The organism is Planctobacterium sp. AWH2_060 (genome assembly GCF_056158425.1).
Map to the genome: position 1 here is coordinate 2,570,467 of NZ_JBSWTG010000001.1, position 16,685 is coordinate 2,587,151.

Here is a 16,685-nt window from a genome sequence, read left to right on the forward strand (position 1 = left end):
CCCTACCCGGTAATTAACTCATACCATTTTTGAAGACTGTATTCGTAGGTTGGCATAACGGTATTCCAAACAGCGACATTACTCAACCGTTCGATGTAGCTTCCACCCGCTCTGCTTTGCCCCTGTTTAACTGACACCTTGCCATCCTGGCCTCGCAACTCAGTAGCCGCCGGCAACCCACCATACCAGTAGTCCCACTCTGCCTGGCTTAGATATTCCGCAGACCTCTGTGGGTTTGAAATATAGTACCCTTGTCGAGCAATAAAAGCCCCTGGCCATCCCGACAGCCACCAGTTCATATATTCATAGGCCGCTTCTTTTTCTCTTCCTTTGGTGGTTGCTGAAAGGCACATGACACCATGCCAGCCCCGATATCCCTCTTTGGGCGCAGCAAATCTTACCGGAATATTTTGTCCGTTAAGGCTGGATACAGCAGGAGAAAACATGCTTTCTATCATCACCCGGCCAGATTTCATATATTCCACCGACTCAGGCACCGAAGTCCAGAAACCACTAAAATGCCCTTGCAGTTTAAGCTCAAGTAACACAGCAAATAAGGCATCCATTTCCGTTTCGGTAATAGCGCCAATGTCTTCAAACGTCACCAGGCCTTTTGCCTGGGCAGCCAACGCCAGATCAAATAAGCCGATTGTAGGATCATTAACAATGCCAACCTTACCTTTAAACGCCGGGTCCAAAAGCCAGCCCCAACTTTCGTTATTTGCCATAAAATTTGCGGGTACTTTATTGACGGCATAACCAAAAGAGTCCACGTTATGCACGTAAGGCAGGAAGCTGATCTCATCGCTATGCCGCGCAGACAAAGAACCATCTTTTTGCACATTGAGGATCTTGTGTGGCGCATCGCCTGCGCCTATTTTTGCCTGTTCAGAAATTTTTCCGGTTTTAGTTAAGTTGTTTATTTCATCCCAATATTGCAGCCTGCGCTTTTCAATGGGTTGTATAGCCTTAGAACGCCACAACACATTGATACTGTTCGACCATTGCTCATAGAGGTCAAAACTCTGCGGATTAACAGAGGCTTTTTGTAATACTGCGGCACTACCTTTGGGTTCAAACTCCAGTCGAATTCCTAAATCAGCTTCAGCTCTTTCTCTTATTGCTTCTCTGAGCGTAACATGGGTGCCTAACACCCGCACAACCGGCTTTGATTTAGCGATTGCAAATGGCACAGTGCCGACCGACACAGTCGCCAGCGCACCTTTAATAAAGCCTCGCCTTGTTGATGTGTGAGAACTTCCTGAACTTTTTTGTTCTGCCATGATCTGACCCAGTACTTTTGTTTCACTCAAAGGGTGGCACTGCGCAGTAAAATACGCAACTCGCCTTTAGTTGTATTAGTCGGGTCAATCAAAAAACTGAGGATGCAGAAACAAGGCAGAAATAAATTCCACCTTGTCATGGGAGCGACTATTAAAAAGGAAGGGGATACTTTTTAAGTAGGTTTAACAGGTTATCTTGTAACTCTTCTGACAATTGCATATCAAAAGCGGCTAAATTTTCCTGCAACTGCGCCATACTGGTGGCACCTATTATCGTAGAAGTCACTCCGTCTACCTGATCACACCAGGCCAACGACAGCTGTGCAGCAGTCATGCCATGCTGCTCCGCTAAGGTTTTGATATCGGCAACCGCCCGCTCCACCACTGCGCTGTCCCTAAACAAGCCGTTGCGTTGTGCGATTGTCCAACGACTGCCTTGCGGTCTGGCACCATTGAGGTACTTGCCACTCAGCACGCCGCCTCCCAAGGGAGACCAGGGCAAATATGCAATATCTTCATGAATACAATGCTCAATCAGGTAAGGCCAATCTTTAGTGTGCAGCATATTGAACTCGTTCTGGATTGATACCATTCGAGGCAGACTATGCTTTGCACTTAGCTTAAGGTACTCACTAATCCCCCAGGTCGTGTCATCTGACAGTCCACAGTATCTAATCTTACCAGCATCCACACACTGTTTTAGTGCCTGTAAAATTTCTAACATTTGACTGGAAGCAGCCTGAGAGTCAATATCAGAAAATTTGACGTCGCCGGGCCAATGATTGCCAAAATGCGGGTGACGACGGTTTGGCCAATGTAACTGATACAAGTCAATATAGTCAGTCTGTAGTCGTTGCAAAGAAGCATCAACAGCAGCAATCACGGTTTCACCGGAGATTGGCGAACCATTGCGGATCCAACTAAGGCCAGGACCTGCAATTTTGCTGGCCAACACCAACTCTTTGCGCTTTTCTTTATTATTGTTTAACCAATTTCCAATTATGGTTTCAGTGGCACCATAAGTTTCAGCTCTGGGTGGAATCGAGTAAAGTTCTGCAGTATCAACAAAATTGATACCTTGAGCCAGCGCATAGTCGAGCTGTTGATTAGCCTCTTGTTGGGTGTTTTGTTGTCCCCATGTCATAGACCCCAGACACACTCTGGATACCTCTAACCCACTACTACCTAATCTGGAATATCGCATTGTGACTTCCTGTAATTTGTATGAAATGAAGAAAAAACTTGAAAATACTCTTCTATAAAAAGAAAAATAAAACCTCTTGAGATGCTATTTATTTACGCTCTCTTCGAAACAAACCTTGTTCAGTTTTTTATTTCTCTTGGATTTTACTCAACACTGACTTTTCCCGCTTTTTACCCAGGCTCTTGGCTAGTTTTTTCATGCTTACCGTGCGGTCATTTTCATCCACAATATCTATGCCCAAAAGAGTTTCCAGCAGGTCTTCCATAGTGATGATGCCTTCCAAGCCGCCATACTCATCTACCACTAAAATCATATTGGCGCGCTGACTTAAGAACTTGTCGAAAGCCGAAGACAATGGCATACCAGCCAGCATCACGATCATATCTTTTTTGTATTCAAACAACTGTTTCTGACCATTGCCTCGTGCCTGAGCCAATAGCAAGTCCGATTTCATCACAAAGCCGCTGATTTTTTCTGGCTCGTTTTCTTCATAAATGGGAATGCGGGAAAACTCATTGCTGTCGTGTTTGTGAAAATAGGTTTCCACCGTCATGCGTTCTGGCAGAGAGAAAACCACTGTGCGGTGAGTCATCGCATCTTTAATTTTTAGCTCGTGCAGATTTAACAAGCTCTGCATAAAGTTCATTTCGTGCACAGCTAGTTGGCCTTCCTGGGCTGAAATTTCCGCCATAGCTAACATTTCCCCACGGCTCAATCCACGCAGAGGACTGTCTTCCTTAAAGCCACGGGTTAACTTCTCTGACATTTTCACAAAGGGATATAGAACTATAATTAAATACTTAAGGAAAAATGCCGTTATGGGTGCCAACTGACGCCAATAAGTCGCGCCAAGCGTTTTGGGTATGATCTCAGAGAAAACTAAAATCAACAGGGTTAACACCGCTGAAATAAGTCCCAGATAGGCATCACCAAACACCACGGCGGCTTGCGCACCAGCACCTGCTGCCCCCATGGTATGAGCAATCGTGTTCAGGGTTAAAATAGCCGATAAAGGTTTATTGATATCCGCAGACAGATCTCTCAAGAGTTTGCCAGTCGGTTTTCCATCCCGTTCCATCAGGGAAATATAGGCCGACGAGACACTCAAAATAACCGCTTCGGCCACCGAGCAAATAAACGAAAAACCCAAAGCTATCAGTACGTATGTGATCAGTAGCAGCACTACTATTTCCTTTCCTATTTATGAATCAATTGACGCCCATTGGCATAGTAAGACAATTTTGAGACTTTTTCAGCGAAAACAAGGTAATAACTATTTTGTAGTAATTATTACTTGCAATAGCCCGTCAGTTAATACTACATTGTAGTCATAATTAATTGCAGAGTCCGGTTATGGCTGAGAAAGAAAAGTTTTTAGGCGAATTCGAACAAGTAGTGCTGTTAGCCTGCCTGCAATTAGGAAAATCGGCCTACGGTGCCAGTTTGCGTCAGTTATTGCAGCAAGAAATACAGCGAGATGTGGCAATTGGTGCCCTCTACTCAACGCTGGAAAGGTTGGAAAAAAAAGCCATGGTAACCTCCAGATTTGGTGAAGCAACCGCCGAGCGCGGTGGTAAACCAAAACGCTTTTTTGAAGTTACGGCAAAAGGCCAACAAGCGTTGAAGCGCGCCCGAGAAGCCATGGATACCCTCTGGCAGGGTCTGTCCATTCGCTCAGTATCATTGTAAACCTTTAATTCGCAATGAATTCCAAGATGCCCGCTGCAACGCCCCCTTTACTGGCCAGTCGCATTTTAAGACTAATGTTGCCCGCCCATCTCAGAGACTGTATTGCAGGCGATCTCAAAGAAGAGTTTGCCAAGCGGCACATGCAAAACAAAAGTCAGGCTATACGCTGGTACTGGAGACAAACCATGCAAATCTCAATTCATTACTTAGCACAATATCTGGCAACAGAAGCATTACTTAAAAAACTGGTGATAGCTGTCACCCTGGTACTATTCCCCACCCTGGTGGTGATGATTTCATGGTTGAGTAATATGGATCATGAGACCTCAGAATACATCTGGCAAAATCTATTGCAGGGTAAAGCTCACAACTTTTTGTTTGACACCGAAGTACTGGTTCTGGGTTCGGAAAAGCTGGTAGCTACATTCGACCTTTTAATGTATTTCAACGTCCCGGCCGCCTTGTGGACCCTGTTTGCCCTGGCAGCACTTTATATACGCAATAAACGTGCAGAATTCTCTGCCCATCAAGCTGCTGCATGGTGCATAATTTTAATGCTGCTACCCTACCTGTTTGGGCTTGTTTATATCGATATTATTCAACCCCAAGCCCGTCATGTAGGACCTCCGGTAGCATTCATGACCCTATCCATTGTTTATCTGATCCTTCCGATGGCGTGGTTCATTCTGAGTAAATCTAAGAAGTAAGACAGGCTCACAATAAAAGATGCAAACCGAGCAATTATTAGAGGACGTTGAGCAGGAAGAAGGTGCTCAGGGCTGGTTAGCGACATTTGCTGACCTTATGTCCTTACTCATGTGTTTTTTTGTTCTGTTGCTTTCATTTTCTGAACTGGATGTACAGAAATTCAAACAAATAGCCGGTTCTATGAAATATGCCTTTGGTGTTCAGAATAAGATTAATGTTCAGGATATCCCTAAAGGTACCAGTGTGATTGCTCAGGAATTTCGCCCAGGGAAACCGGACGACTCACCTATTAGTCGTATCGAGCAAGTAACCTTTGAGCAACAACGCAGCTTTACTGAAGATATTGCGCCTGCTAAAAGTAAGGTAAAGCAAAACAGCGATGATTTAAACGGGCAGAAAAAATCAGAACCAGAAGCGCTACACAAAAAAGTCAGCAGCGCTTTAAAAGACCAAATAAACGCCGGACAATTTGAACTGGATAATCAGGGGCAGCAACTGGTTATTCGGATAAAAGAACATGGCTCCTTCGCTTCGGGTAGTGGATTTCTGCAACCCAGATTAAAACCCGTATTACAAAAGCTCGGCAATGTACTGGTGGATATTCCTGGGCAATTGGTGGTGTCCGGTCATACAGACAGCAGGACCTTAAACAATGAGTTATTCCAGGACAACCTGGAGTTATCGGCGGCCAGAGCCATAGCCGTTGCACGGGTATTAAACTATAACGGACACCTAAACAACCTCATTGTCAGGGGCATGGCTGCCAGCCAACCTTTGGTGCCCAATGATAGCCCGGAAAATATGCGTCAAAACCGACGGGTTGAAATTACCATATCACAAGGCAAAGCTAAAGAATCCGAGTTTTTGCCTTTGTTACCCGAATAAATGAAATGTTAAGAGAGAATTCTGTAAATGGATAAAGGTTCAGTCATCGGCATATTCCTGGTTGTTTTCGCGATTGTTGCCGGCATTTCCACCGGCGGCGAATCCATCAGCAACTACATCAGCCCCAGCTCAATCGCCATTGTTGTGCTGGGAACCCTGGGGGCAACCATGTTGAGTGTCAGGCCAAAAGTGTTTCTCAATGCCACAGGAAATATCTGGCTGGCTTTTAAGAGTAACAGCCATAATATGGAAGAGACTATCGACATCTGCATACGAATGGCAGATAAGTCCAGAAAAGGCGGTTTACTAGCACTGGAAAATGAACAACTTGATGACCCGTTTGTGGCCAAAACAGTGGATATGCTGGTAGACGGTTACGACCATGAAACCATTGACGCCTTGCTTAATAAAGAAATTTATCTAACCCGGGAACGCAATCAGCAATCGGTCAAAGTAATGAAGACCTTTTCTGAGTTTGCTCCTGCCATGGGTATGGTGGGAACCTTAATAGGTCTGGTTGCCATGCTGCAAAATATGGAAGATCCTAAGACCATAGGCCCCAGTATGGCTGTTGCACTCTTAACCACACTATATGGCGCCTTAATTGCCAATGGTATTACTACGCCTTTGGCGAAAAAGCTCAATGCGCGAAGCAATGAAGAGTTGCTCTATCAAACTCTGGTCAAAGACGCTGCGCTGAAGATCATGCAGGGACAAAACCCCAAAGCTACCTATGAATTTCTGCAAACCTACGTGGAAACTCACAAACGGAAGTCGTCTGACGAACTTAAGCAAATCATTTCAGGAGGGTAATCTGCGAACTTTTTAAACCTGTACCTCTGTACGCTGTATTCAGATGAAAAATTACTTTAGCCTAAATAACATCACAGAAGCAAAGCTCAGATAAAGCACTGTTAATGTTGCAATAACAGTTACAGAGGTCAACCAATGACGGAATTTAAAAAGCTCAATGCCCTCTATTGCAAAGGGGTTATCGCCCTGACTTTTATTTTGAATCCCATATCTTCTGAGTTATACAGGCCCTGGATCTATAAAAATAACATTCACGACTTTGGCTTGGCAAACTCGTTGACCAGTTACCTGGGTTGCATCACTTTGATATTTATGGCGATTTATATCGATAAACTGCAACCGACAGTCAAAACCATCGCTGCGGTTACTGGCGGCTGTGTACTTTACGAGTTTATCCAACCTTTCGTTAAACTGGGTGTTTTTGATATGGGTGACGTTTTCGCTGTATTACTTGGCACAATCTCGGCGATCATTCTGTTACCAACCAAGACAAAATCAGAAAAAATGGTCGCATAAATACTGTGAGCAACTAATTTCAAACAGTCGTTTAAATTTTTATCAAGCCTGCTACACTCAATTATCAAGCTGACCATTCAAGGATAATTATGTTAAAAGCAGAATACCAACAACGCGGGCCTGTTCCTCAAGACGTCATCCAGGCAATTGAATTTGAAGCGCCTGAATTGCAAGAAGGTGAAGTCTTGCTGGAATTGCAGGCATCCCCGATTAATCCTTCTGATGTGCTTACCTTAACCGGCTTATATGGCATTTTACCGCCTCTACCAGCGATTGGCGGTAATGAGGGTGTTGCCAAAGTTGTTTCACTGGGAAGTAATGTTACAGGCCTGGCCGAAGGGCAGTCGGTATTACTACCTGTAGGGATTGGCACCTGGTCAACTCATCTTGTGGCACCAGCTAAAAAGCTCATCCCGCTACCCGAAGGTGCAGATCCGCAACAGCTTTCTATGCTTTCTATAAATCCACCGACGGCGTCATTAATGCTATCGGAATTTGCCGATTTAAAACCCGGCGACTGGGTTATCCAAAACGCTGCTAATTCTGCAGTGGGCAATTACTTAATCCAACTGGCCAGGTTAAAGGGCCTAAGAACGATTAATATAGTACGACGTGAATCACTGATAAAGCCTCTACAGGATATCGGCGCAGACTTGGTTTTGGTGGACGGCGATGATTTGCCAAAAAGAGTCAGAAAGGCAACTGAGAAAGCTGACATAAAGCTTGCAATAGATGCGGTGGGCGGTGCGGCCTCCAATCGTCTGGCAGATTGTCTTGCAAGCCAGGGGACACTGGTTAACTATGGCATGATGAGTGGAGAAGCGGCGCAGGTTTCGTCTGCGAACCTGATTTTCAAAGATATTACTGTGAAAGGTTTTTGGTTAGCTTTATGGTTTCAACAAGCCAGCAAAGAAGCGCAGCAAAAGCTATATAATGAATTAGCCATGTTAATTGCTACAGGTAAGCTTTCGGCTCCAATTGATAAAGTATTTAAGGTGGCTGACATTAAAGAAGCCGTTGCTTATGCTGCACAAGGCGAGCGCAATGGCAAAGTATTAGTAACCGCTTAACACTTTAATACCAGTTCTGTTATGCGGCTTTTTCAAAGCCGCTTTTCCCCCAACTTTATTCAATATTTTTTGACATTCTTCAAACTATTTTAAAATCACCAGCGACTTACATAGCAATTCCCTAATAAAAGGTTTTTGTTATGAAAAAGTTAGCCAAGGTTATTATCGCATCCACAACGGGTTTATTAGCGTCTGTCTATGCCCTGGCAAATCAATCACCTTCTCCGGTATATGCAGCAGCCATCGATAACTGTCAAATTATAAAACAAATCACACTTTCTGAAGAAGAAAGTAAAGCGTGGGAAAAGATTCAATCATTGGAAGCTCAAATGAAAACTATTCATGCTCCGCTGAAAGGCATTGAAAATCAGCTATCCCAATACGGAAAAGAAATTGAAAAGCTAACCGATTTAGCAATCCAGGATAGTGAACAAACACTGTACATAGATAAGGAAATGATGAAAGAGCAGCAAAAAGTCGCTGAAAAAATGTCAGCTCTGGTGGCCGCCCATGAAGCAGACTTCGAAGCTCTGAGTAGCCTCGGTGAGCAGATTGGCGATCAGGCAGATATTTTTAGCCATACCATTGAAACAGCCTTTGATGGGCTGGGTCACCAAAGAGTGGAAATCTATGCCGCAGATGAAAGGCCCAATCTGGATTTCTGCTCGACAGATAATATGATGTAACAACAATCAATTTTATAAACAGGGCGTCAAGCGCCCTGTTGAAATGTTTTAAATCAGATTAATACCCGGATTCGACACCAGTGACTCGGCAGCTCGTGCTCTTTGCGTATTTTCGCTATATTCGGTGCTGGTTATGGTATCGACATAGTGCCATTGACTGAGTACTTTATCGGAGGTAAAAGTCAAAGTCATAAATCCTCTGTCCATAGCGTTAACATATTGCAGGTTTTCAACTAACTGCTGAATACCAGCTTCAGTTGCAGCAACATCTTCAGGTGCTATTCCCAAATACACCTCCAGTCCAGGCGATGATACCGAGGGCGTGGCAAATTCAACACCAACCAGGTCGCCGCTAGCGTCAGTTAAATTATTAGCCCAGGCATTGTGGGTGTCACCTGCCAGAACTACCAGATTCTTATTGAGTTGTTTCGCCGTTGCTAACACTACTTCTCGCTCGTAAGCATAACCATCCCAGGCATCCAGGTTATAGGGAATAGACGGCAGGCTCAGCAAGGCCACCACTTCAGGCGTTAACCGAGCAATATTGGCCTGCAAATAGGCCAACTCTTCAGCTGTCAGTGTTGGGTCCCCGGCTTCTGCGCGTTGTGCTAATAATGCAATCTGCGCCAGTTCAGCATATTGGCTGACTGACAGTTGCTGTGTAGCAATTGCTGCCGGTAACAACATACGCCCCATCAATACCTGCTGCCCCAACACTTGCCAAGTGGCTGTAGACATTGTCATAGCGCCTTGCAACCAGGTTAATTGTTCCGACCCCAACATGGTGCGGTTGGTATCGCTGACATCGGCAGTGAAGCTGGCGGCATCGATAGCTCCGGTAGCAGGATCTATATAATTTGCATAATCTAACTGCTGATCCCGCGCAACTACGCGAGTATCCAACATATATAAATCCAGTAAATTACCAAAACTAAACTGACGATTAATGATCTCATTGTTGTCTTCGATCACTGGCCTGATAGGCATCCATTCAAAATAAGCCTGCATTGCAGCGAGTTTGCGTTCTTCAAAATCACCTTCGTCTTGTTGATGATTTTCAGCACCATCTCGCCAGGTGTCATTGGTGACTTCGTGATCATCCCAAACCGCAATAAAGGGCACTGCGGCGTGTAACTTTTGCAAGCTGAGTTCGGTTCGGTATTGAGCGTAACGAGTACGATAGTCCGACAGACTCACTAATTCATTTTCCGGTAAAACCTCTCTGCCCATGGCAGCGGCATTTTCACTGGCATAGCCGTTTCGATCGTATTCATAGATGTAATCTCCTAAATGCAAAACCGCATCTAAGTCATCTTGCTCAGCAGCCAGATCATAAACATTAAAATATCCCGCAGGGTAATTGGAACAAGACATCACCGCCAGTTTTACTGAAGACACATCACCTTGCGGCAACGTTTTGGCAACTCCCACCGGTGAAGTAGTTTCGCCGCTGATAAAGCGATAATAATAAGTGGTATCTGCCTGTAGATCGATGGCATCAATTTTTAAGGTAAAATCAGTGGCACTTGTTATGGACGTGGATCCATTAGTGACTAGATTTTGAAAATCTGCGTCGCTGGCGACTTCCCAGGATACCGGTAACTCACCGTCGAACCCTTCTTCAGTTGGTGTTACTCTGGTCCACAGAATGACAGCGGAATGCGTGGGATCGCCACTGGCAATACCATGTCGAAATTCCACAGGAATGGGAGTAGGAACAGGAATAGGCGATGGTGCATCAGGTAAAGACAAATCGTTACCATCGAAACAAGCCATCAGGCCGGAAGACACTATGGCCAAACCAACTCCTCGGGATGTTAACTTTAAAAAATGACGTCGGGACAGAGTTTTTACTTTCATGGGCCTTTTCTTTATTTTTTTGTTATGAAATACCTATATTGACCCGAACAGGTTACAGAGGTGTTAATCGTTGCAGGTTTTATCAAAGATAAATCGAAGCTTACTCATGAGTCAGGGCAATTATATTCTTTGAATCCAGAGCTGATTTTTTCAACGCATCCTGCCAAACCAGGTCAAATAATTCATCAAAACTGCCATCAGATTTCATTTTGTTCAAGGCTTTTTCTAACTCAACTGCTAAAAACTCGTTATTTTTGCCGAAATAGTAGTTAAAACTTGTAGGATAATAAATTGCAGCGCTTGGGAGCAGGATCATTCCCTTCTCCTGAAAGTGACTCAATTCAGACCAGGCTTCAAAAACACTTCTGGGCAGATAATCTACTCTTCCCACTTCTAACAGTTTAAACAAACCGGCATAGGAACTGGTGCCCTGCACAGCGAAGCCGTTTGATTTAAGAATTTCGTAATCGGGCCAGTCCGGGGATAAGCCGGCAATATAACGGCGCAAAATCTCTCGATCTAACGGCTCATATTTCGTTAGATCTGTCTTGCGAATAAATAATAAGCGGTAGCCAAACAACCCTTTGTAGATATCAAAGCTGACTTCATACAGGTTTTTCTTTCGTTCGGTGGTAGAGATCGCCCAAAAGACATCAATACCCAGGCCTTTTTCTACCAGTTTTAAACTGCGCCCTCGTGGCATTTGTAGTTCGCTAGGTAGCAAATCATATTGAGACAGTGTTTCAGATCTGGTAAATGCCAGTCTTAATAACTGTAAGGGATAACCAGTTCGCTGATCAAATAACGCCTCTGCTTTTGGGTAATACAACTTATTGGCATTAGCGCAAACAGACGTCAACGCACAGCATTGTAATACAAAGGTGAAGCAGATAGCTTTTGTAAGATTATGCATTCCCTTACGGATTAATGAGTGATTTTGAATAAGTGTAGCAACTAAATGAAATTATTTATTGAGAAAGCAAGCATCTGTTACATTATTATCAATTAAGAAAATCGGTATTATTGTTAAAATTCAAAACAAGTAAGAGTCTAAGAGTAATTACATAATGAGATTTGATAAGTTTTTGTACACTATGGACATGGGCAATTGTGAAGACCAATTGCAACGGGAAGCCCTGTTAGAGCTGGCTTTGTTGTTTGTTGTTATCGATGGTGAAATTGCCGCCGAAGAAGAAACTGTCGTACAGGAGTGGATTTCCGGCTTAGCCTGGAATTCTGAAATACCAGCTTCCGAGTTTTATCGCAATGCCATAACCAAATGTACTGCGGCAATTCAAGAAGACGACGTTGAACATTTTATTGCACACCGTGCCAATCTTTTATTGGATGATGATATTAAAAAAACAGCATTATCGCTGGCCGATAAGATTGCCAATGCCGATGGCGTACTAGATGAGGCTGAAGTAGCCGCGATCAATGAATTACGCAAATACCTCAGCTAAGCCTGCAAATAACAAGGATGTTATTTACAGAAAAGGATCTTTATAAAGAAGAATTACAGCGATCACTAACAGTGCTAAAGCAATAAAAATTTTGATCATATCGCTTAGTACTTTTGAAATTTCATCAGACATGCTTCCCTCACGTGCAACAAACTTTTTCTGTGCAAAATAATAACCTGAAACTGCAACAACTGCATGAAAGTTAAATGAAGAATCATGAAGTGTTGATAAGTCCCTTTGTCGCAATAAATTACGACCTACTTTATTCGTCTCATCCCTGAGACTCACCCCTTCGGGGTCGTGCTGAAGCACGTTCAAATTTGTTCCTGACAAATTTGTCACATGGGGGTGAGGCCGGTATCTTTAGGCGCGAAGCGCCGCCCGGCCGAACGACTCGCCATGGATGGCGAGGCTGGCTGCCCTCACAGGGACGTTTGTTCCCCGTACGCTAATCAGTAAACATGACTCAACATGATACCCGATGGGTTGGGTTGCCCTTGTAGATTAGCGCAGCTAACCGCTATTTAGAAAGGAGGCTACCCGACACACTCGCCAGGATTGAAGATATTTGAAGCCGCAGAAACGAAAAAAGGCTACCCAAACGGGTAGCCTTCTTTCTAAATAGGAGCCTGGCGGTGTGCTACTCTCACATGGGGAGACCCCACACTACCATCGCCGCTAATACGTTTCACTGCTGAGTTCGGAATGGATTCAGGTGGTTCCGTATCGCTATGGCCGCCAGACAAAAACGGTTTAACTAACTGGAAAGTGATAAATCGTATGAATTCTTTTCTTGCTTGGGTAAGCGCGTTCTACTCTTAACATAGTGCGTCTACATCGTTTGTCGGACTTAAGTCCAACCTACAACACCAAATAATACCGGGTGTTGTATGATTAAGCCTCACGGGCAATTAGTACAGGTTAGCTTAACGCCTTACAACGCTTCCACACCCTGCCTATCAACGTCTTAGTCTTAAACAACCCTTCAGAACAGTTAAACTGTCAGGGATGACTCATCTTGGGGCCGGCTTCCCGCTTAGATGCTTTCAGCGGTTATCCGTTCCGAACTTGGCTACCGGGCAATGCGATTGGCATCACAACCCGAACACCAGCGGTTCGTCCACTCCGGTCCTCTCGTACTAGGAGCAGCTCCCCTCAATCATCCAACGCCCACACCAGATAGGGACCGAACTGTCTCACGACGTTCTAAACCCAGCTCGCGTACCACTTTAAATGGCGAACAGCCATACCCTTGGGACCGACTTCAGCCCCAGGATGTGATGAGCCGACATCGAGGTGCCAAACACCGCCGTCGATATGAACTCTTGGGCGGTATCAGCCTGTTATCCCCGGAGTACCTTTTATCCGTTGAGCGATGGCCCTTCCATTCAGAACCACCGGATCACTATGACCTACTTTCGTATCTGCTCGACGTGTCTGTCTCGCAGTTAAGCCAGCTTATGCCATTGCACTAACCTCACGATGTCCGACCGTGATTAGCTAACCTTCGTGCTCCTCCGTTACTATTTGGGAGGAGACCGCCCCAGTCAAACTACCCACCAGACACTGTCCCACACCCGGATTACGGGTGATGGTTAGAACATCAAACATACAAGGGTGGTATTTCAAGGATGGCTCCACGCTATCTGGCGACAACGCTTCAAAGCCTCCCACCTATCCTACACATGTAGGGTCAATGTTCAGTGCCAAGCTGTAGTAAAGGTTCACGGGGTCTTTCCGTCTAGGTGCGGGTACACAGCATCTTCACTGCGATTTCAATTTCACTGAGTCTCGGGTGGAGACAGCATGGCCATGGTTACACCATTCGTGCAGGTCGGAACTTACCCGACAAGGAATTTCGCTACCTTAGGACCGTTATAGTTACGGCCGCCGTTTACCGGGGCTTCGATCAAGAGCTTCGCTTACGCTAACCCCATCAATTAACCTTCCGGCACCGGGCAGGTGTCACACCGTATACGTCCACTTTCGTGTTAGCACAGTGCTGTGTTTTTAATAAACAGTCCCAGCCATCTGGTCACTGCGGCCTCCAATCGCTTAAAGAGCAAGTCTTATCACAATCAGAGGCGTACCTTCTCCCGAAGTTACGGTACTATTTTGCCGAGTTCCTTCACCCGAGTTCTCTCAAGCGCCTTAGTATTCTCTACCTGACCACCTGTGTCGGTTTGGGGTACGGTTCTTATATACATACGTTTAGAGGTTTTTCCTGGAAGCCGGGCATCAACTGCTTCGCGACCGTAGTCACTCGTCTCGTGTCTCAGCCTTAAGAGTCCGGATTTACCTGAACTCTCAGCCTACACACTTTCACATGGACAACCAACGCCATGCCAGTTTAGCCTTCTCCGTCACCCCATCACTGTATATAAAAGTACGGGAATATTAACCCGTTTCCCATCGACTACGCATTTCTGCCTCGCCTTAGGGGCCGACTTACCCTGCCCTGATTAGCATGGGACAGGAAACCTTGGTCTTCCGGCGTGGGGGTTTTTCACCCCCATTATCGTTACTCATGTCAGCATTCGCACTTGTGATATGTCCAGCAAACCTCTCGATTCACCTTCATCCACTTACACAACGCTCCCCTACCCAGCACTTACGTGCTGCCGCAGCTTCGGTATATTGCTTAGCCCCGTTACATCTTCCGCGCAGGCCGACTCGACTAGTGAGCTATTACGCTTTCTTTAAAGGGTGGCTGCTTCTAAGCCAACCTCCTAGCTGTCTTAGCCTTCCCACATCGTTTCCCACTTAGCAATATTTGGGGACCTTAGCTGGCGGTCTGGGTTGTTTCCCTCTCCACGACGGACGTTAGCACCCGCCGTGTGTCTCCCGGATAGTACTCATTGGTATTCGGAGTTTGCATGGGGTTGGTAAGTCGGGATGACCCCCTAGCCCAAACAGTGCTCTACCCCCAATGGTATTCGTCCGAGGCGCTACCTAAATAGCTTTCGGGGAGAACCAGCTATCTCCCGGTTTGATTGGCCTTTCACCCCCAGCCACAGGTCATCCCCTAACTTTTCAACGTTAGTGGGTTCGGTCCTCCAGTTGATGTTACTCAACCTTCAACCTGCCCATGGCTAGATCACCGGGTTTCGGGTCTATACCTTGCAACTAAGCGCCCAGTTAAGACTCGCTTTCGCTACGGCTCCCCTATTCGGTTAACCTCGCTACAAAATATAAGTCGCTGACCCATTATACAAAAGGTACGCAGTCACAGAACAAGTCTGCTCCCACTGCTTGTACGTATACAGTTTCAGGTTCTGTTTCACTCCCCTCGCCGGGGTTCTTTTCGCCTTTCCCTCACGGTACTGGTTCACTATCGGTCAGTCAGGAGTATTTAGCCTTGGAGGATGGTCCCCCCATCTTCAGACAAGATAACACGTGTCCCGTCCTACTTAATATGTGCTTTATGTTGCTTCGTGTACGGGGCTATCACCCTGTATCGCTCAACTTCCCAGAAGATTCCACTACAACATAAATCATCGGCTGTTACCCGTTCGCTCGCCGCTACTAAGGCAATCTCAATTGATTTCTTTTCCTGAGGGTACTTAGATGTTTCAGTTCCCCTCGTTTGCTTCTGCAACCTATGAATTCAGTTACAGATGACCCTAAGGCCGGGTTTCCCCATTCGGACATCGTAGGTTATAACGGGTTTTATCACCTTACCTACGCTTTTCGCAGATTTACACGTCCTTCATCGCCTCTGACTGCCAAGGCATCCACCGTATACGCTTAGTCACTTAATCATACAACCCCTGTATCACTCAATGTTGCCATTAGTAATCCAGAAATCGTCTGGTTGACTGTAACTCGCCTATGTCAGATAGAGTAAAACGCTATCGTTTACCCTAAATTTTAAAAATACATACTTGGTTGATATTGCATGCGTTATCGAAACAACACATCAATATCGATGATTTATCAGCTTTTCCAGTTTGTTAAAGAACAGTTTAAGGTCGACCCGAGGGTCAAAAAAACCTTAACAGATAAACTTAAAAGTAAACCTATCTGTTAAGGCTTCGTCGGAATAAATTCCGACCTACAGTAAAGAAGAAGTGGTGGAGCTAAGCAGGATCGAACTGCTGACCTCCTGAATGCAAATCAGGCGCTCTCCCAGCTGAGCTATAGCCCCATTTCTTGCTTCGTCCTTAAGCTTTATATCGCGTTTTTCTTCCTCACTCAGTCGGTTACATACTGACAACGTATGCGCCCTCCTTCGCTTGTCGAAAAGCCTTATCTAAAACTTAATGACTGGCAATAAATACGCCGAAGAATGGGATGATGTAAATTTCGTTAATCGAGGCGTTTGACGAGGACGTTTAGCCCACTAAACGACGAGTCAAACAACGAAGAGTAACGGAATTTTGGTAGGCCTGGGCAGACTTGAACTGCCGACCTCACCCTTATCAGGGGTGCGCTCTAACCAGCTGAGCTACAGGCCTTCATTGCACCTGAGCCAACGGCTTAGGCTTTCTTCGGTCTTCTTTACTTTA

At 45.3% G+C, this 16,685-nt stretch carries 14 protein-coding genes, 2 tRNA genes and 2 rRNA genes; 8 read left to right on the forward strand and 10 right to left on the reverse strand.

Annotated features, from left to right (window positions below; genetic code table 11):
- Positions 1-2 precede the first annotated feature (2 nt).
- The 3 genes from ACXAD8_RS10970 to ACXAD8_RS10980 all read right to left on the reverse strand — a co-directional run bounded on the left by ACXAD8_RS10970 (position 3) and on the right by ACXAD8_RS10980 (position 3,670).
- A complete protein-coding gene (locus ACXAD8_RS10970) occupies positions 3-1,283 on the reverse strand; it encodes an ABC transporter substrate-binding protein (RefSeq protein WP_475232939.1) in 1,281 nt (426 codons plus the stop codon).
- A 151-nt stretch (positions 1,284-1,434) separates the two neighbouring features.
- On the reverse strand, positions 1,435-2,487 hold the full coding sequence (locus ACXAD8_RS10975; protein ID WP_475228366.1) for an aldo/keto reductase: 1,053 nt from the start codon (positions 2,485-2,487) through the stop codon (positions 1,435-1,437).
- Between the two features lie 127 nt (positions 2,488-2,614).
- Entirely contained in the window at positions 2,615-3,670 is a 1,056-nt protein-coding gene (locus ACXAD8_RS10980; protein ID WP_475228369.1) for a CNNM domain-containing protein, read from the reverse strand.
- Positions 3,671-3,840: 170 nt separating this feature from the next.
- Between ACXAD8_RS10980 and ACXAD8_RS10985 the strand changes: the two genes are divergently transcribed.
- The 7 genes from ACXAD8_RS10985 (at position 3,841) to ACXAD8_RS11015 (ending at position 8,854) form a co-directional block, all read left to right on the forward strand.
- Positions 3,841-4,176 (forward strand): PadR family transcriptional regulator, encoded by a 336-nt coding sequence (locus ACXAD8_RS10985; protein WP_475228372.1) that lies wholly within the window; start codon positions 3,841-3,843, stop codon positions 4,174-4,176.
- Between the two features lie 26 nt (positions 4,177-4,202).
- A complete protein-coding gene (locus ACXAD8_RS10990; RefSeq protein WP_475228375.1) occupies positions 4,203-4,883 on the forward strand; it encodes a permease prefix domain 2-containing transporter in 681 nt (226 codons plus the stop codon).
- Between the two features lie 19 nt (positions 4,884-4,902).
- Positions 4,903-5,769, forward strand: a complete 867-nt coding sequence (locus ACXAD8_RS10995; protein WP_475228377.1) for a MotB family protein — start codon at positions 4,903-4,905, stop codon at positions 5,767-5,769.
- Between the two features lie 27 nt (positions 5,770-5,796).
- On the forward strand, positions 5,797-6,582 hold the full coding sequence (locus ACXAD8_RS11000; protein WP_475228379.1) for a motility protein A: 786 nt from the start codon (positions 5,797-5,799) through the stop codon (positions 6,580-6,582).
- Between the two features lie 135 nt (positions 6,583-6,717).
- Positions 6,718-7,098, forward strand: a complete 381-nt coding sequence (locus tag ACXAD8_RS11005) for a hypothetical protein (RefSeq protein ID WP_475228382.1) — start codon at positions 6,718-6,720, stop codon at positions 7,096-7,098.
- Between the two features lie 89 nt (positions 7,099-7,187).
- Complete coding sequence (locus ACXAD8_RS11010) at positions 7,188-8,168, forward strand: zinc-dependent alcohol dehydrogenase family protein (protein ID WP_475228384.1); 981 nt, start codon at positions 7,188-7,190, stop codon at positions 8,166-8,168.
- 140 nt (positions 8,169-8,308) lie between these two features.
- Complete coding sequence (locus ACXAD8_RS11015; RefSeq protein ID WP_475228386.1) at positions 8,309-8,854, forward strand: hypothetical protein; 546 nt, start codon at positions 8,309-8,311, stop codon at positions 8,852-8,854.
- A gap of 48 nt (positions 8,855-8,902) precedes the next feature.
- On the opposite strand, the gene ACXAD8_RS11020 is transcribed toward ACXAD8_RS11015, so the two are convergent.
- Positions 8,903-10,714: an alkaline phosphatase D family protein gene (locus ACXAD8_RS11020; RefSeq protein WP_475228389.1), complete on the reverse strand. Its 1,812-nt coding sequence runs from the start codon at positions 10,712-10,714 to the stop codon at positions 8,903-8,905.
- 100 nt (positions 10,715-10,814) lie between these two features.
- Positions 10,815-11,627 (reverse strand): hypothetical protein, encoded by an 813-nt coding sequence (locus ACXAD8_RS11025; protein ID WP_475228391.1) that lies wholly within the window; start codon positions 11,625-11,627, stop codon positions 10,815-10,817.
- Positions 11,628-11,781: 154 nt separating this feature from the next.
- Here ACXAD8_RS11025 and ACXAD8_RS11030 point away from each other — a divergent pair, with 154 nt between their 5' ends.
- Complete coding sequence (locus tag ACXAD8_RS11030) at positions 11,782-12,177, forward strand: tellurite resistance TerB family protein (protein ID WP_475228394.1); 396 nt, start codon at positions 11,782-11,784, stop codon at positions 12,175-12,177.
- A gap of 24 nt (positions 12,178-12,201) precedes the next feature.
- On the opposite strand, the gene ACXAD8_RS11035 is transcribed toward ACXAD8_RS11030, so the two are convergent.
- The 5 genes from ACXAD8_RS11035 to ACXAD8_RS11055 all read right to left on the reverse strand — a co-directional run bounded on the left by ACXAD8_RS11035 (position 12,202) and on the right by ACXAD8_RS11055 (position 16,634).
- Positions 12,202-12,495: a hypothetical protein gene (locus ACXAD8_RS11035; protein WP_475228396.1), complete on the reverse strand. Its 294-nt coding sequence runs from the start codon at positions 12,493-12,495 to the stop codon at positions 12,202-12,204.
- Positions 12,496-12,804: 309 nt separating this feature from the next.
- A 5S ribosomal RNA gene (rrf, locus tag ACXAD8_RS11040) occupies positions 12,805-12,920 on the reverse strand.
- Between the two features lie 147 nt (positions 12,921-13,067).
- Positions 13,068-15,938: ribosomal RNA gene (locus ACXAD8_RS11045) — 23S ribosomal RNA — on the reverse strand.
- Between the two features lie 310 nt (positions 15,939-16,248).
- Positions 16,249-16,324, reverse strand: a tRNA-Ala gene (locus ACXAD8_RS11050).
- A 233-nt stretch (positions 16,325-16,557) separates the two neighbouring features.
- A tRNA-Ile gene (locus tag ACXAD8_RS11055) sits at positions 16,558-16,634 on the reverse strand.
- Positions 16,635-16,685 lie beyond the last annotated feature (51 nt).

Bases quoted from the DNA above. Each gene is read 5' to 3' on its own strand.
- ACXAD8_RS10970 (WP_475232939.1), bottom strand. From the start codon at position 1,283: ATGGCAGAACAAAAAAGTTCAGGAAGTTCTCACACATCAACAAGGCGA.
- ACXAD8_RS10975 (WP_475228366.1), bottom strand. From the start codon at position 2,487: ATGCGATATTCCAGATTAGGTAGTAGTGGGTTAGAGGTATCCAGAGTG.
- ACXAD8_RS10985 (WP_475228372.1), top strand. From the start codon at position 3,841: ATGGCTGAGAAAGAAAAGTTTTTAGGCGAATTCGAACAAGTAGTGCTG.
- ACXAD8_RS10990 (WP_475228375.1), top strand. From the start codon at position 4,203: ATGCCCGCTGCAACGCCCCCTTTACTGGCCAGTCGCATTTTAAGACTA.
- ACXAD8_RS10995 (WP_475228377.1), top strand. From the start codon at position 4,903: ATGCAAACCGAGCAATTATTAGAGGACGTTGAGCAGGAAGAAGGTGCT.
- ACXAD8_RS11000 (WP_475228379.1), top strand. From the start codon at position 5,797: ATGGATAAAGGTTCAGTCATCGGCATATTCCTGGTTGTTTTCGCGATT.
- ACXAD8_RS11005 (WP_475228382.1), top strand. From the start codon at position 6,718: ATGACGGAATTTAAAAAGCTCAATGCCCTCTATTGCAAAGGGGTTATC.
- ACXAD8_RS11010 (WP_475228384.1), top strand. From the start codon at position 7,188: ATGTTAAAAGCAGAATACCAACAACGCGGGCCTGTTCCTCAAGACGTC.
- ACXAD8_RS11015 (WP_475228386.1), top strand. From the start codon at position 8,309: ATGAAAAAGTTAGCCAAGGTTATTATCGCATCCACAACGGGTTTATTA.
- ACXAD8_RS11020 (WP_475228389.1), bottom strand. From the start codon at position 10,714: ATGAAAGTAAAAACTCTGTCCCGACGTCATTTTTTAAAGTTAACATCC.
- ACXAD8_RS11025 (WP_475228391.1), bottom strand. From the start codon at position 11,627: ATGCATAATCTTACAAAAGCTATCTGCTTCACCTTTGTATTACAATGC.
- ACXAD8_RS11030 (WP_475228394.1), top strand. From the start codon at position 11,782: ATGAGATTTGATAAGTTTTTGTACACTATGGACATGGGCAATTGTGAA.